General features: G+C 45.8%; 9 protein-coding genes, 4 tRNA genes and 3 rRNA genes. 4 read left to right on the top strand and 12 right to left on the bottom strand.

The window, feature by feature from the left end:
* The first annotated feature begins 31 nt into the window (after positions 1 to 31).
* Entirely contained in the window at positions 32 to 1963 is a 1932-nt protein-coding gene (locus tag AAHT65_RS10125; protein ID WP_088116617.1) for an ABC-F family ATP-binding cassette domain-containing protein, read from the top strand.
* A gap of 218 nt (positions 1964 to 2181) precedes the next feature.
* On the opposite strand, the gene tsaD is transcribed toward AAHT65_RS10125, so the two are convergent.
* From tsaD to AAHT65_RS10065, 12 genes are all read right to left on the bottom strand, one after another.
* Positions 2182 to 3222, bottom strand: a complete 1041-nt coding sequence (gene tsaD, locus AAHT65_RS10120) for a tRNA (adenosine(37)-N6)-threonylcarbamoyltransferase complex transferase subunit TsaD (protein WP_343311445.1) — start codon at positions 3220 to 3222, stop codon at positions 2182 to 2184.
* Positions 3215 to 3670, bottom strand: a complete 456-nt coding sequence (gene rimI, locus AAHT65_RS10115; protein WP_343311444.1) for a ribosomal protein S18-alanine N-acetyltransferase — start codon at positions 3668 to 3670, stop codon at positions 3215 to 3217. Before rimI ends, tsaD begins: the two co-directional genes overlap by 8 nt.
* 9 nt (positions 3671 to 3679) lie before the next feature.
* Positions 3680 to 4369, bottom strand: a complete 690-nt coding sequence (tsaB, locus tag AAHT65_RS10110) for a tRNA (adenosine(37)-N6)-threonylcarbamoyltransferase complex dimerization subunit type 1 TsaB (RefSeq protein ID WP_343311443.1) — start codon at positions 4367 to 4369, stop codon at positions 3680 to 3682.
* The gene (tsaE, locus tag AAHT65_RS10105; protein ID WP_010787707.1) at positions 4350 to 4826 is read right to left on the bottom strand and encodes a tRNA (adenosine(37)-N6)-threonylcarbamoyltransferase complex ATPase subunit type 1 TsaE; all 477 of its coding nucleotides are present in this window, start codon (positions 4824 to 4826) and stop codon (positions 4350 to 4352) included. Before tsaE ends, tsaB begins: the two co-directional genes overlap by 20 nt.
* A gap of 15 nt (positions 4827 to 4841) precedes the next feature.
* Positions 4842 to 5816, bottom strand: coding sequence for a thiamine-phosphate kinase (thiL, locus tag AAHT65_RS10100; RefSeq protein WP_343311442.1), 975 nt, complete (start codon positions 5814 to 5816; stop codon positions 4842 to 4844).
* A 179-nt stretch (positions 5817 to 5995) separates the two neighbouring features.
* Positions 5996 to 6072, bottom strand: a tRNA-Asp gene (locus AAHT65_RS10095).
* Between the two features lie 29 nt (positions 6073 to 6101).
* A tRNA-Met gene (locus AAHT65_RS10090) sits at positions 6102 to 6178 on the bottom strand.
* 29 nt (positions 6179 to 6207) lie between these two features.
* A 5S ribosomal RNA gene (gene rrf / locus AAHT65_RS10085) occupies positions 6208 to 6323 on the bottom strand.
* Between the two features lie 55 nt (positions 6324 to 6378).
* Positions 6379 to 9306: ribosomal RNA gene (locus AAHT65_RS10080) — 23S ribosomal RNA — on the bottom strand.
* Between the two features lie 181 nt (positions 9307 to 9487).
* Positions 9488 to 11037, bottom strand: a 16S ribosomal RNA gene (locus AAHT65_RS10075).
* The 16S, 23S and 5S rRNA genes sit together here with 4 tRNA genes alongside, the layout of an rRNA operon.
* Before the next feature lie 165 nt (positions 11038 to 11202).
* Positions 11203 to 11276, bottom strand: a tRNA-Gly gene (locus tag AAHT65_RS10070).
* An 18-nt stretch (positions 11277 to 11294) separates the two neighbouring features.
* A tRNA-Arg gene (locus AAHT65_RS10065) sits at positions 11295 to 11371 on the bottom strand.
* 857 nt (positions 11372 to 12228) lie between these two features.
* On the opposite strand from AAHT65_RS10065, the gene AAHT65_RS10060 reads away from it, so the two are divergent.
* From AAHT65_RS10060 to AAHT65_RS10050, 3 genes are all read left to right on the top strand, one after another.
* The gene (locus tag AAHT65_RS10060; protein WP_010787704.1) at positions 12229 to 13038 is read left to right on the top strand and encodes a TrmB family transcriptional regulator; all 810 of its coding nucleotides are present in this window, start codon (positions 12229 to 12231) and stop codon (positions 13036 to 13038) included.
* A gap of 84 nt (positions 13039 to 13122) precedes the next feature.
* A complete protein-coding gene (locus AAHT65_RS10055; protein ID WP_425524851.1) occupies positions 13123 to 13848 on the top strand; it encodes an AzlC family ABC transporter permease in 726 nt (241 codons plus the stop codon).
* Complete coding sequence (locus AAHT65_RS10050; protein ID WP_063638852.1) at positions 13845 to 14168, top strand: AzlD domain-containing protein; 324 nt, start codon at positions 13845 to 13847, stop codon at positions 14166 to 14168. The genes AAHT65_RS10055 and AAHT65_RS10050 overlap by 4 nt, the downstream gene beginning before the upstream one ends.
* Positions 14169 to 14249 lie beyond the last annotated feature (81 nt).

The following is a 14249-nucleotide window of genomic DNA, read 5'->3' as shown; positions in this document are numbered from 1 at the left end:
ACTTAACTTATTATAACAGAGGTGAAATAACATGATGATCTTACAAGTTAATCAGCTATCCAAGTCTTTTGGAGCTGATACTATTTTAACCAATATAAAGCTGGAAGTCAGATCCCGGGATCGAATTGCCATCGTAGGCAGAAACGGAGCCGGAAAATCGACTCTCCTTAAAATTATCGCAGGTCAGCTGTCATATGAAAAGGGCGAAATCGTGAAACCTAAAGATTTATCCATGGGTTATCTTGCGCAGCACACAAGCCTGGATTCTCAGCTTACCATAAAAGAGGAATTGCTGACGGTATTTGATTTCCTAAAAGAGATGGAAACAGAAATGCGTCTCATTGAAGAAAAAATGGCGACCGCTGAAGCAAATGACCTTGAAGCTCTGATGAAAACCTATGACAGGCTTCAGCAGGACTTTAAAGACAAAGGCGGCTATCAATATGAAGCAGACGTAAGATCTGTGCTGCACGGGCTCGGCTTTAGCCATTTTGACGATACCGCACAAGTACAGAGTCTCAGCGGCGGGCAAAAGACAAGACTTGCATTGGGGAAGCTGCTGTTAACACAGCCCGATTTGCTTATCCTGGATGAACCGACCAACCACCTCGATATTGATACGCTGACGTGGCTTGAACACTACTTACAGGGCTATAAAGGCGCCATCCTTATCGTTTCCCATGACCGCTACTTTCTTGATAAAGTGGTCAATCAAGTGTACGAGGTCTCACGCTCAGAAAGCAAAAAATATCACGGCAACTACAGTGCCTATTTAGAACAAAAAGCCGAGCAGTATGAAAAGGATCTGAAAATGTTCGAAAAACAGCAAGGTGAAATCGCCAAGCTGCAAGACTTTGTGGACCGGAACCTGGCCAGAGCTTCTACAACAAAACGAGCACAAAGCAGACGGAAGCAGCTTGAACGGATGGACGTCATGTCTAGGCCGTTAGGTGACGAAAAAACAGCCGCTTTCCGTTTCGAAATAACAAAGCAAAGCGGAAATGACGTCTTACGTGCCCAAGACCTCACCATCAGCTATAAGGACCAGCCGGCGCTCCTCACCGGACTGACGTTCAGCATCACAAGAGGAGAAAGCGCCGCACTTGTCGGCCCGAATGGAATCGGAAAATCAACCTTATTAAAAACATTGATCAAAACACTTGAGCCGGATAAAGGAACGATTTCCTACGGGTCAAATGTCAGTATCGGTTACTACGATCAGGAACAGGCCAAATTGACATCATCTAAACGCGTACTGGACGAGCTATGGGACGAATATCCGGAGCTTGCAGAGAAAGAGATTCGAACATGCCTTGGGAATTTCTTATTCTCAGGAGATGATGTCCTGAAACCAGTCCATTCACTAAGCGGCGGTGAAAAAGCCAGAGTCGCATTGGCAAAGCTGATGCTTCAAAAGGCCAATTTTCTTATTCTTGATGAACCGACGAACCATCTTGATTTAGATAGCAAAGAAGTACTTGAGAATGCACTGATCGACTATCCGGGCACTCTTTTATTTGTCTCTCACGATCGTTATTTTATAAACCGAATCGCAACAAGAGTATTTGAACTGTCCAGAAACAATGTTGAAGAGTTCCTTGGAGACTATGACTACTATACCGAGAAAAAAACACAGCAGCGCCAACTAGAAGAATTAGAGCAGCAGACAGCCGAACAAGTACAGAGCCCGGCCGCCGGAAAATCTGAATCAAAACGATCATATGAAGAAGAAAAAGAGTGGAAAAAGAAAGAACGCCAAAGAATCAGACGCATCGAAGAAATTGAATCAAATGTATCAGAGATAGAAGAAAAAATCAGCCACAACGAAGAAATGCTTTGTGACCCTGAAGTATATCAAAATCACGAGAAAGTCCAAGCCATTCATGCAGACAATGAAAATTTGAATCACAACCTGGAAAACCTGCTTGCAGAATGGGAAGAACTGTCCACAGAAGACATATAAAAAAGTCAAGCACCTCTTTTTAGAGGTGTTTTTTTATCCACAAAAAAATGCCTTTCCAATCAAGAAAGAAAGCGTTTTATACACAATATCCACAAAATATTCTGATTTTATCCCCGTTACTAACAAGCTACAATCTCTTTATCCACCTTTAGTTTAATAATTATTCACACCATTGTGGATAATTAAGAATTATCTGTTAATAAAATAAAAGCCTCACATTATCTTGTGAGACTTTCAAAGGATATCAATTCAAGTCCGGGCTGACCGTTCATATAGTAAGTGCCCCGTATTCCTTTTTCATATGCAATCGTACCGGCAGCAGCAATCATTGCCGCATTATCAGTACATAAATAAAGCGGAGGAATTAACAGATCGATATCACTATGCTGATCAAATTCTTCCTGTAATGCAGCCCTCAAGCCTCGGTTGGCAGCCACTCCTCCCGCAAGAAGAACCTGTTTAACGCCGTACTCCTTCGCTGCACGTGCCGTTTTTGTCACAAGCACATCGATTACGCTTTCCTGAAAGCTGGCGGAAAGGTCTTCAGGAGAAATAACCTGCCCTTTCTGAGCTGCATTATGAAGCGTATTAATCACAGCTGATTTCAAACCGCTGAAGCTAAAATGATAGGACCCTTCTTCAAGCCATGCGCGAGGCAGCGGAATATTCGCAGTTCCTTTCTCAGCAAGCTTGTCAATTTGGGGACCTCCCGGATATGAAAGCCCCATTGTTCTGGCCACTTTATCATAAGCTTCGCCTGCAGCATCATCAAGTGTTTCCCCGATGACTTCAAATGAACCATGCTCTTTCATATAAACCAGCTCAGTATGTCCGCCAGAAACAACCAGCGCCAATGCCGGAAAGACAAGCTCCTCAATCAGCCTGTTCGCATAAATATGACCGGCTATATGATGAACTCCGATTAAAGGAATATTGTGGGCAAAGCTCAAAGCCTTGGCCGCATTGACTCCAATCAATAGCGCCCCTACAAGCCCAGGTCCTTCTGTAACAGCAATCGCATCAATATCAGAAAATGTCATGCCTGCTTTACGGAATGTTTCCTCTATAACAAGCGTAATTTGTTCAACATGATGCCTTGAGGCAATTTCAGGCACCACTCCTCCAAAACGTTTATGGCTTTCAATTTGAGAGGCAACAACATTCGATACGATTTCTCTCCCATTTTTAACAATAGAAGCCGCAGTTTCATCACAGCTTGTTTCAATTCCTAATACATATAAATCTTTTTGCTCATTCATTTATTGTCACCCACATAATTAACGCATCTTCCCCGTTATCCGTATAATAGTTTTTTCTGATTCCGCCAGGCTGAAGACCGCACTTTTTATATAAGCCTTGGGCAGGATGATTCGAGACTCTTACTTCTAGTGAAAGCCGTCTCACTTCCTTCTCTTTACATAGTTCAAGCGCCGAACGAAAAAGAGCCTCTCCTAAAGATTGCCCTCTATATTCAGACTTGATGGCGATATTCGTAATTTGTGCGTCATCCATCACAATCCAAATCCCGCAATAACCTGCCAGACAGCCATCTTTTTCAATGACAAGGTAATGGGCATATGAATTTTCCAAGAGTTCATGGTAAAAAGACTCCTTCGTCCAGGGAGACGTAAAGGAAGCCGATTCAATTTCATATACTTCATCAATATCATCGAGCTGCATTTTTCTAATCGCTGATTTTGTTTTCATCACATCACCCTATTTTTGACTTTCGATCCATTTCGCTTCCGCCTCAGCAAGACGCAAATAATCCGGAACAAGCTGATGAACGTCCTCGGCCTCTTTTTCAGCACCTAAATAAGCCAATTCTGAAGGCCGCGGATTGTGAAGGACAGTATCTCCCATAACCGCTTGATGAGCCAATATATCTTGAATCGTCTGATCATGAATCGCTGTATCATGTCCCAAAAATAATACTTGCTGTCCTTTTTCTTTTAACATCCCGAGCCACTCAGTCATCAGCACATTCCGGTCTGGAACGACAGGATGCAGAAGGCCGTCTTTATATTCATACAGCCCCGTATACACCTGTCCTCGTCTTGCATCAAATAAAGGGCTGATCAAACCATTGAAATAACGACCGTTCGCAGCTAACGCTTCTAAACTTGATACAGAAGAAATAGGAACATTTAAAGACCATGCCAGTGTTTTAGCAAGTGTAACCCCTATTCTGACCCCGGTATATGAGCCAGGCCCTTTTGCAACAACAACCTTAGAAATATCCTCAGGCTTCAAATCACAATCGTTCAAAAGAGCATGTACAGCAGGCATGGCTCTTACAGAATGATTTTTTTTAAGATATGTAATATACTCCGCAACCACTTTCGTTTCCTGTACCAGGGCTATACCCAGCGTGTAGTTCGACGTATCAATTGCTAATATTGTCATGTTTATTGATCTCCTCACAAAGCGTTTCATACCGTTTTCCAACGGCCGTGAAGGTAATTTCTCTTTCTTCATCTCCGACTCTTTTCAGCACAATTTCCAGACGGTCATGGGGCAGCTGATCATGAATTAAATGAGCCCATTCAACCAGACACACACCTTGCCCTTCAAAATATTCTTCCAGGCCTAAATCCTCACTCTCGTCTTCCATTCTATACACATCCATATGATATAAAGGAAGCGAGCCATCATTATATTCTTTAATAATAGTGAAAGTCGGGCTGTTCACTACACGACTAATTCCTAGACCTTCAGCAAAACCTTTTGTAAAAGTGGTTTTTCCTGCACCTAAATCGCCTTCTAATGTCAGGACATCTCCCGGTCTTGAAAACGAAGCAGTGAGCTTTGCAATTGCTTTTGTCTCTTCGGGATTTTTTGTTTTCCATGTTAATTGCTTCACTGTAAATCACCCGTCTTATCTAAAATGATTATATCCTTTTTTCTCAAGTGCCATCCTTTGGCTTCCTGTATTCAATATTACACTGCTTCCTGTATTCTCAATTACTACCCCTATTTGTTTTATAGGGATGCAGAGCTTTTTGCACTGCTCCTTTAACAAGTCCCACTCAAGGTTTGAAATGGTTCCGGTAAGTTCAAAATCCTCTCCGCCAAATAATGCCCACTTCTGCCATTGAGGATGAAGTTTGGACAAATCTTGGCGGACTGGAAGCAGACTTTCTTCAATTTCAATTGTAACTGAGCTGGCTTCCGCAATTTCATTTAATTCACTGGCCAATCCATCGCTTATATCATTTAAAGCCACACGCTCAAATGTCGAACATAACCTTCCAGCCATCACTCTTGGTTCCGGCCGTTTATGCCTTTTAATAAAATGAGCCGTTTCAATAGATACAGGAGGAAAAAACTCTTCTAATAACAGAGAAAGACCTGCGGCAGAGCAACCTAGTTCACCTGTCACAAACACAATATCATTCGGCTTAGCCGAACTTCGCAAACACGCCCGTCCTTGCTCGACTTCACCAATCACAGTCACAGTGACCACTAATTTATCCGAAGTAGAAACTGAATCTCCGCCAATCAGATCCATCTGGTATAGTTTCGCCAGTTCATTCATTCCTTCATACATTGCTCTTACATCTGATGCCTGCCACGTTGTGGGGACTGCAATAGAAACCAAATAGAACTTAGGAAATCCTCCCATGGCGGCAATGTCACTGATATTGACAGCCAGAGCCTTATAACCGATATCTTGAGGGCTGGAATAATCCAATTTGAAATGGACATCCTCGACCATCGTATCGACGCACACAATTTCCTGAACCCCTCTATTTGCAGTATAAACGGCGGCGTCATCACCAATCCCTACGTCAACGGAAGAATGATGGATTGTCGGTGGAGTGATACTATGTATCAGGTCAAACTCATCCATACTACTACCTCCTTTCCGCCATACTTTTGCATGTGTACTGCTTCTAGTGTATCGAATTATGTTCTAATGTCCAAGACTTTGTCGATATAAAGAAAGCTTGGCAATAAACCAAGCTGATGATTCTTATAAAAGAAAACACAAAAAAAACGAAAACTGATCGTTTCGTTTACAATAAAAAATGGCGGTCCGGACGGGACTCGAACCCGCGACCTCCTGCGTGACAGGCAGGCATTCTAACCAACTGAACTACCGGACCATATTTCACTTTTATGTAGTGAATAAATTTGGTTGCGGGGGCAGGATTTGAACCTGCGACCTTCGGGTTATGAGCCCGACGAGCTACCGAACTGCTCCACCCCGCGATGATAAAATATGTTTTTTAAAAACAAAAGCTTGGCGGCGTCCTACTCTCACAGGGGGAAGCCCCCGACTACCATCGGCGCTGAAGAGCTTAACTACCGTGTTCGGTATGGGAACGGGTGTGACCTCTTCGCTATCGCCACCAAACAATTTGAGAGTGTTCTCTCAAAACTAGATAACGCGTAAGCACTAATTCAAAAGTGTGGTTAAGTCCTCGATCGATTAGTATCTGTCAGCTCCATGTGTCGCCACACTTCCACCTCAGACCTATCAACCTGATCATCTTTCAGGGATCTTACTTCCTTGCGGAATGGGAAATCTCATCTTGAGGGGGGCTTCATGCTTAGATGCTTTCAGCACTTATCCCGTCCGCACATAGCTACCCAGCGATGCCCTTGGCAGAACAACTGGTACACCAGCGGTGCGTCCATCCCGGTCCTCTCGTACTAAGGACAGCTCCTCTCAAATTTCCTGCGCCCGCGACGGATAGGGACCGAACTGTCTCACGACGTTCTGAACCCAGCTCGCGTACCGCTTTAATGGGCGAACAGCCCAACCCTTGGGACCGACTACAGCCCCAGGATGCGATGAGCCGACATCGAGGTGCCAAACCTCCCCGTCGATGTGGACTCTTGGGGGAGATAAGCCTGTTATCCCCGGGGTAGCTTTTATCCGTTGAGCGATGGCCCTTCCATGCGGAACCACCGGATCACTAAGCCCGACTTTCGTCCCTGCTCGACTTGTAGGTCTCGCAGTCAAGCTCCCTTGTGCCTTTACACTCTGCGAATGATTTCCAACCATTCTGAGGGAACCTTTGGGCGCCTCCGTTACTCTTTAGGAGGCGACCGCCCCAGTCAAACTGCCCACCTGACACTGTCTCCCCGCCCGATAAGGGCGGCGGGTTAGAAGGTCAATACAGCCAGGGTAGTATCCCACCGATGCCTCCACCGAAGCTGGCGCTCCGGTTTCCAAGGCTCCTACCTATCCTGTACAAGCTGTACCAACATTCAATATCAGGCTGCAGTAAAGCTCCACGGGGTCTTTCCGTCCTGTCGCGGGTAACCTGCATCTTCACAGGTACTATAATTTCACCGAGTCTCTCGTTGAGACAGTGCCCAGATCGTTGCGCCTTTCGTGCGGGTCGGAACTTACCCGACAAGGAATTTCGCTACCTTAGGACCGTTATAGTTACGGCCGCCGTTTACTGGGGCTTCAATTCGCACCTTCGCTTACGCTAAGCGCTCCTCTTAACCTTCCAGCACCGGGCAGGCGTCAGCCCCTATACTTCGCCTTACGGCTTCGCAGAGACCTGTGTTTTTGCTAAACAGTCGCCTGGGCCTATTCACTGCGGCTCTCTCGGGCTTGCACCCTAACAGAGCACCCCTTCTCCCGAAGTTACGGGGTCATTTTGCCGAGTTCCTTAACGAGAGTTCTCTCGATCACCTTAGGATTCTCTCCTCGCCTACCTGTGTCGGTTTGCGGTACGGGCACCTCTCACCTCGCTAGAGGCTTTTCTTGGCAGTGTGGAATCAGGAACTTCGCTACTATAATTCGCTCGCCATCACAGCTCAGCCTTATGGGAAACGGATTTGCCTATTTCCCAGCCTAACTGCTTGGACGCGGATATCCAATACCGCGCTTACCCTATCCTCCTGCGTCCCCCCATTGCTCAAATGGTGAGGAGGTGGTACAGGAATATCAACCTGTTGTCCATCGCCTACGCCTTTCGGCCTCGGCTTAGGTCCCGACTTACCCTGAGCGGACGAGCCTTCCTCAGGAAACCTTAGGCATTCGGTGGAGGGGATTCTCACCCCTCTTTCGCTACTCATACCGGCATTCTCACTTCTAAGCGCTCCACCAGTCCTTCCGGTCTGGCTTCACAGCCCTTAGAACGCTCTCCTACCACTGTTCGAAGAACAGTCCGCAGCTTCGGTGATACGTTTAGCCCCGGTACATTTTCGGCGCAGAGTCACTCGACCAGTGAGCTATTACGCACTCTTTAAATGGTGGCTGCTTCTAAGCCAACATCCTGGTTGTCTAAGCAACTCCACATCCTTTTCCACTTAACGTATACTTTGGGACCTTAGCTGGCGGTCTGGGCTGTTTCCCTTTCGACTACGGATCTTATCACTCGCAGTCTGACTCCTAAGGATAAGTCATTGGCATTCGGAGTTTGACTGAATTCGGTAACCCGGTAGGGGCCCCTAGTCCAATCAGTGCTCTACCTCCAAGACTCTTACCTTAAGGCTAGCCCTAAAGCTATTTCGGAGAGAACCAGCTATCTCCAGGTTCGATTGGCATTTCACCCCTACCCACACCTCATCCCCGCACTTTTCAACGTGCGTGGGTTCGGGCCTCCATTCAGTGTTACCTGAACTTCACCCTGGACATGGGTAGATCACCTGGTTTCGGGTCTACGACCACGTACTCATGCGCCCTATTCAGACTCGCTTTCGCTGCGGCTCCGCATCTTCTGCTTAACCTTGCACGGGATCGTAACTCGCCGGTTCATTCTACAAAAGGCACGCCATCACCCGTTAACGGGCTCTGACTACTTGTAGGCACACGGTTTCAGGATCTGTTTCACTCCCCTTCCGGGGTGCTTTTCACCTTTCCCTCACGGTACTGGTTCACTATCGGTCACTAGGGAGTATTTAGCCTTGGGAGATGGTCCTCCCGGATTCCGACGGAATTTCACGTGTTCCGCCGTACTCAGGATCCACTCTGGAGAGAACGAAGTTTTGACTACAGGGCTGTTACCTGCTATGGCGGGCCTTTCCAGACCTCTTCATCTACCTCATTCCTTTGTAACTCCGTATAGAGTGTCCTACAACCCCAAGAGGCAAGCCTCTTGGTTTGGGCTGATCCCGTTTCGCTCGCCGCTACTCAGGGAATCGCATTTGCTTTCTCTTCCTCCGGGTACTTAGATGTTTCAGTTCCCCGGGTCTGCCTTCTCATATCCTATGTATTCAGATATGGATACCACTCCATTACGAGTGGTGGGTTTCCCCATTCGGAAATCTCCGGATCAAAGCTTGCTTACAGCTCCCCGAAGCATATCGGTGTTCGTCCCGTCCTTCATCGGCTCCTAGTGCCAAGGCATCCACCGTGCGCCCTTTCTAACTTAACCGTTAAAAAAGAATCACTACAGTTATTCTTGGTCTTACTTTTGAATGTGATGTCTTACTTATCGTTATCTAGTTTTCAAAGAACAACATCTCGAAGAATCGAATGATCCTTCAAAACTAAACAAGACAGGGAACGTACTGTTTATAAGACCCAAGGTCTTATATTCCGTTAAATATCCTTAGAAAGGAGGTGATCCAGCCGCACCTTCCGATACGGCTACCTTGTTACGACTTCACCCCAATCATCTGTCCCACCTTCGGCGGCTGGCTCCATAAAGGTTACCTCACCGACTTCGGGTGTTACAAACTCTCGTGGTGTGACGGGCGGTGTGTACAAGGCCCGGGAACGTATTCACCGCGGCATGCTGATCCGCGATTACTAGCGATTCCAGCTTCACGCAGTCGAGTTGCAGACTGCGATCCGAACTGAGAACAGATTTGTGGGATTGGCTTAACCTCGCGGTCTCGCTGCCCTTTGTTCTGTCCATTGTAGCACGTGTGTAGCCCAGGTCATAAGGGGCATGATGATTTGACGTCATCCCCACCTTCCTCCGGTTTGTCACCGGCAGTCACCTTAGAGTGCCCAACTGAATGCTGGCAACTAAGATCAAGGGTTGCGCTCGTTGCGGGACTTAACCCAACATCTCACGACACGAGCTGACGACAACCATGCACCACCTGTCACTCTGCCCCCGAAGGGGAAGCCCTATCTCTAGGGGTGTCAGAGGATGTCAAGACCTGGTAAGGTTCTTCGCGTTGCTTCGAATTAAACCACATGCTCCACCGCTTGTGCGGGCCCCCGTCAATTCCTTTGAGTTTCAGTCTTGCGACCGTACTCCCCAGGCGGAGTGCTTAATGCGTTAGCTGCAGCACTAAGGGGCGGAAACCCCCTAACACTTAGCACTCATCGTTTACGGCGTGGACTACCAGGGTATCTAATCCTGTTCGCTCCCCACGCTTTCGCTCCTCAGCGTCAGTTACAGACCAGAGAGTCGCCTTCGCCACTGGTGTTCCTCCACATCTCTACGCATTTCACCGCTACACGTGGAATTCCACTCTCCTCTTCTGCACTCAAGTTCCCCAGTTTCCAATGACCCTCCCCGGTTGAGCCGGGGGCTTTCACATCAGACTTAAGAAACCGCCTGCGAGCCCTTTACGCCCAATAATTCCGGACAACGCTTGCCACCTACGTATTACCGCGGCTGCTGGCACGTAGTTAGCCGTGGCTTTCTGGTTAGGTACCGTCAAGGTGCCGCCCTATTTGAACGGCACTTGTTCTTCCCTAACAACAGAGCTTTACGATCCGAAAACCTTCATCACTCACGCGGCGTTGCTCCGTCAGACTTTCGTCCATTGCGGAAGATTCCCTACTGCTGCCTCCCGTAGGAGTCTGGGCCGTGTCTCAGTCCCAGTGTGGCCGATCACCCTCTCAGGTCGGCTACGCATCGTTGCCTTGGTGAGCCATTACCTCACCAACTAGCTAATGCGCCGCGGGTCCATCTGTAAGTGGTAGCCGAAGCCACCTTTTATGTTTGAACCATGCGGTTCAAACAAGCATCCGGTATTAGCCCCGGTTTCCCGGAGTTATCCCAGTCTTACAGGCAGGTTACCCACGTGTTACTCACCCGTCCGCCGCTAACATCAGGGAGCAAGCTCCCATCTGTCCGCTCGACTTGCATGTATTAGGCACGCCGCCAGCGTTCGTCCTGAGCCAGGATCAAACTCTCCGATAATGGATCGCAGATTAAGTTCGCCACATCCTGTGGTAACATCTGCGTGACCTGCATCGTGCAGACCTTAGTTTGACTGACTACGCACATCGCTGTGCGATTTTTATGTTAAAACTTTGAATTAACAGGTACGTTTTGTCTTGTTTAGTTTTCAAAGATCATTTGTAATGGAGCGGGTGATGAGAATCGAACTCACGACATCAGCTTGGAAGGCTGAGGTTTTACCACTAAACTACACCCGCATATAACATGAATTAAAATGGCGCGCCCGAGAGGAGTCGAACCCCTAACCTTTTGATCCGTAGTCAAACGCTCTATCCAATTGAGCTACGGGCGCTTATCAAGCGACTTAACTATCATACTATCATTTGATGTTAAAGTCAATAACTTTTTTGAAGTTTTTTTCGTAACGCAGTCGATTCAACTGAAGTTTTGCGGATTGTCCATCCGGCAAATCTCTTCGCATTTCGACTTTCTTATTATACACGTTTTGAAACATTTGTACACCCTTTGGAGAAAATTCTTTTTCGCTTCCCCAATGCTGACGAACATTTCGATTTTTGTTGTTACGCTGTGTATCAGCGACGTTTAATAATATACCATGCTTATTTTATTTGGTCAACACTTTCTTCTGATTTTTTTAAGAAAGAATGCTATAAGATTTTCATTACTCACTTTCTTCTTATTTAATAGTCTCCTGTTTATGATTGGCTCGCTAAGCCTGTACAGAACCTTCGTTAAAGCTTGCACCCCCTATCTTGCATTTTAGATAAGCAGAAAAAATGTCCAAGACGATTCATTAAGGAAAGAATGCAATATTGTTTTCCCTTCAATTCGTTGGAGTCTTTCGGAGCCTCCCGGAGGAAACGAAGCACGAGCTTGCTCTACTGTTAAATATAGGAGAACCAAGTGAATCAGTTAGCTTAGGTCAATCGATAAACTTGTTTAAAGCCTTTAATGAAATATTTATTACATCTAAACATGAATACAAATCTTCAGGACGCCTGCTGGAACGTGCAGGTATCTAGTTGTTAAACGTCTAAATGTGTTTCATAAAAATACACCGTTAGTATGCCTGAACGGTATATTTAATTTCCATGGCCAAAAAATAACTTTATTTGGTATTGGACTGTTGACAAATAATCTGCCCTTCTACTATAGTGGTTGCATACCTAACCACTAAAGGAGAATACCATGGATGACGTTTATAAAGAACTTCAGAAGCTGGGGTTTTCTCAATATGAATGCAAAGCATACATAGGGCTTTTAAAAACCTCACCGATAACCGGCTATGAGATTAGCAAAAGGTCAGGTGTGCCGCGGTCGATGATTTATGAGGTAGTGGGAAAGCTAGTCGATAAAGGCGCCGTTCACACCGTACCTTCTGATCCTGTAACATACGCACCGTTGCCAGCTAAGGAGTTAATTGACCGTCTGCGGCATAACTTCGAAAACTCCTTTGATTATTTAGAAAAAAAATTAGTTGCTTTAGAAAGTGAGCAGGACGTCGATGTCATTCGAAGAATCAATAGCAATGAACATGTGATTGCTGAAATGATTGATATGATAGACAAGGCGGAAGATGAGCTGTGGCTGTCTCTTTGGGAGCCGCAAGTCGCTGCTGTTAAGAAGGACATTGACAGGCGTTTAAATGAAAACCTGCCTGTCTTCTCGATTCTTTTTGGATCTCAGGAAATCGAAATAGGCTCAACCACCCATCATAATTATATGTCGCCAGAAGTGGCTGAAGAACGAATCGGCGGCCGATTAACGATTGTTGCCAGAGACAATCAAGAGGTATTAATCGCTAATTTTTCACCTAATACAAATGCATGGGCCATAAAAACGCAAGATCCTGCGCTTGTTATTGTTGCCATGGAATATATGAGACACGACCTTATGTTTTCAGAGCTTGTCAAAGAAGTTGGTTCTGAAAGAGCGGCAGCATTGTGGCAGCATAATTCCAACCTGTTTCATGTGGTTACAGGAAAACGGTTCAATTGAATTGAGCCGTCTTTTCTTTCATCTTTTTTATAGTAGTTATATTTATAACCTCTAAAAATTTATGTAAAAAGGAGAGTAAGGATCGTGGAGGCTCAATTGAAAAAAGTCGAATCTGTACAAAGGGAAGACACCTTTTTGCAGGGAGTGAAAGACTGTATCCCTACGTTGTTAGGATACATGAGTATTGGATTTGCTTTTGGCATCGTTGGTATTTCCTCAAATCTGAGCATACTGGAGATCACGCTTTTATCTTTGCTGGTTTATGCCGGAGCCGCTCAATTTATTTTCTGTGCTTTACTGGCTTCGAACAGTCCTTCGTCAGCTATCATCCTGACAACGTTTATCGTAAACTTGCGCCACTTGTTATTGTGCCTGACTTTAGCCCCGCATTTCACGAGATATTCGTTAATGAAAAATATCGGAATTGGATCACTTGTCACAGACGAGTCATTTGGCGTGGCCATAAACAAACTTGCAACACACGGAAAGCTCAGCGACAGGTGGATGAATGGGTTAAATATTACAGCGTATATATGCTGGATTATTTCATGTACTCTCGGCGGTTTTTTGGGTCAATGGATTTCTGACCCTGAAGCGCTCGGTTTAGATTTTGCTTTAACTGCTATGTTCGTGGCATTGATGGTCTTACAATTGCAAAGTACCGCATCTGAAAAACTGAAGCACAGCTTATCACTGGTCGTGTATATGATCATCGCTATGGTTTCATTATCCTTTTTTGTTCCTTCACATGTGGCTGTCATTACGGCGACGGTTATTGTAGCAACGATTGGGGTGGTGACGGATAAATGAGTATGAGTTTACCAATGCTTTGGCTTATTCTTGGCTGTGCGATTGTAACCGTTATCCCGCGTATCGTCCCATTTATTTTCGTGCGAAGTGTTCAGCTGCCTGAAGTTGTATTAAAATGGCTTTCCTATATCCCCATTTGTATTCTTACGGCTTTGGTGGCAGAGAACATGCTGATTGAAACTGAAAACGCAGTTGCATTAGATTGGACTGTGCTTCTCGCTATGCTTCCCACTTTGCTTATAGCGCTTTGGACGAAAAGCTTATCTGCCACAGTCATTATAGGAGTTATATCCATGGCTTTCATCAGGTTATTCTTGTAGTATATCGGCTCGCTTCTGATATTCAATATGCTCAGTATAAAAGGGATAAGCGCTAAGCTTATCCCTTTTATCTACGAATAC

The sequence above is a fragment of the Bacillus atrophaeus genome, from assembly GCF_039519175.1.
GTDB lineage: Bacteria > Bacillota > Bacilli > Bacillales > Bacillaceae > Bacillus > Bacillus atrophaeus.
The sequence above is the reverse complement of the archived record's forward strand: the minus strand, read 5'-3'. Positions and strand labels throughout refer to the sequence as shown.

What these genes read in the sequence shown, in the direction of transcription:
- tsaD (WP_343311445.1), bottom strand. Translation starts at nt 3,222, where the DNA reads ATGAATGAGCAAAAAGATTTATATGTATTAGGAATTGAAACAAGCTGT.
- rimI (WP_343311444.1), bottom strand. Translation starts at nt 3,670, where the DNA reads ATGAAAACAAAATCAGCGATTAGAAAAATGCAGCTCGATGATATTGAT.
- AAHT65_RS10125 (WP_088116617.1), top strand. Translation starts at nt 32, where the DNA reads ATGATGATCTTACAAGTTAATCAGCTATCCAAGTCTTTTGGAGCTGAT.
- AAHT65_RS10050 (WP_063638852.1), top strand. Translation starts at nt 13,845, where the DNA reads ATGAGTATGAGTTTACCAATGCTTTGGCTTATTCTTGGCTGTGCGATT.
- thiL (WP_343311442.1), bottom strand. Translation starts at nt 5,816, where the DNA reads ATGGATGAGTTTGACCTGATACATAGTATCACTCCACCGACAATCCAT.
- AAHT65_RS10060 (WP_010787704.1), top strand. Translation starts at nt 12,229, where the DNA reads ATGGATGACGTTTATAAAGAACTTCAGAAGCTGGGGTTTTCTCAATAT.
- tsaB (WP_343311443.1), bottom strand. Translation starts at nt 4,369, where the DNA reads ATGACAATATTAGCAATTGATACGTCGAACTACACGCTGGGTATAGCC.